The 1,126-nt window shown below is 72.6% G+C and carries 1 protein-coding gene; it reads right to left on the reverse strand.

Annotated elements, in window-relative coordinates; translation table 11 throughout:
* Positions 1-134: 134 nt before the first annotated feature.
* The coding region (locus ACFWWU_RS37420) for an alpha-amylase family glycosyl hydrolase (RefSeq protein ID WP_384153729.1) at positions 135-1,126 on the reverse strand (992 nt) is incomplete at its 5' end.

Genomic DNA, 1,126 nt, shown 5'->3' on the forward strand with positions numbered 1-1,126 from the left:
CAATGGAAGTGCTCTACCACTGAGCTATCGGGGCATGTTGCCGCACTTGGCAACCGTACGAGGATATCACCTCTCGGCGGCACCTCCGAACCGAGACGACCACCGCTCGCGAGCGGCTTCCGGACGCGGGTCGATCACGCCGATTCCGCCGGCCACGACGGCGCCGTTACGCCCGGCAGACTCCACGCGGCGAAGCCGGCTTCGTCGGTCTGGAGCGTCACGAGACCAGCGGATGCCGCGACTCGCGCCTTGCCGCAGAGGGGCGCCGCGACATCCGCTGCGCTGAGGCCGCCGAATGCCGCCGAGTCGATCGACAGCGTCGCGGCCGATCGCGCCGCGAACACGAGCACCGACTCCTCAGCCGACTCGCGCACGAAGGCCACCGCGTCGTCGCCGACGGCGAGCCAGCGGATGCCGCCGGTCGCGAGCACCGGGTGCTCGCGGCGCAGCCGGAGCAACGAGCGGTATGTCTCGAGCACGGGCGCGACCTCGGGCGAGGTCTCGCTCCCCCACGGCATCGGCGTGCGCGAGGCTTCACCGTCGACGCCGGTCAGGCCGAACTCGTCGCCGGCCCAGACCACGGGGATGCCGGGCAGCGAGACCGCGAGGCCGAGGGCCACGGGCAGGGCGCCGGGGCGTGCGTGCGTCGCGAAGCGCGGGGTGTCGTGGGTGTCGAGCGCGTTCATGGTCGCGAGGCGGGTGCGCCACGGGAAGCCCGCGGCGAACCGCAGGTGGGCCGCGTGGAAGTCGCCGCCGGTGAACGTCGGGACCTGCTGCAGCGCGAAGCCGAGGCCACCGCCGGCCGGGCTCCCCGGCTCGAGCAGCCAGCTCCAGAGCGGCCGGGTGAACGGCGTGTAGGTCATCGCCCCGTGCCACGCATCGCCCTGGAAGTCGCTCGCCGCGTCGTTCGTCGACTCCCCCAGCAGCAGCGTGTCGGCCTTCACGTCGAGCATCGTGCGGCGGATCGTCCGGCGCACCTCGGCGTTCAGGTCGGCCGAGCCGAGCCGGCCGGTCATGTTGGCGACGTCGATGCGCCAGCCGTCGAGGTGGAACGGTTCACGGAGGAACCGTGCCACGACCGAGTCGGGGCCCTCGATGAACCGGCGGCGCAGCTCGGCCGAACTCC

The organism is Streptomyces sp. NPDC058650 (assembly GCF_042717315.1).
GTDB lineage: Bacteria > Actinomycetota > Actinomycetes > Streptomycetales > Streptomycetaceae > Streptomyces.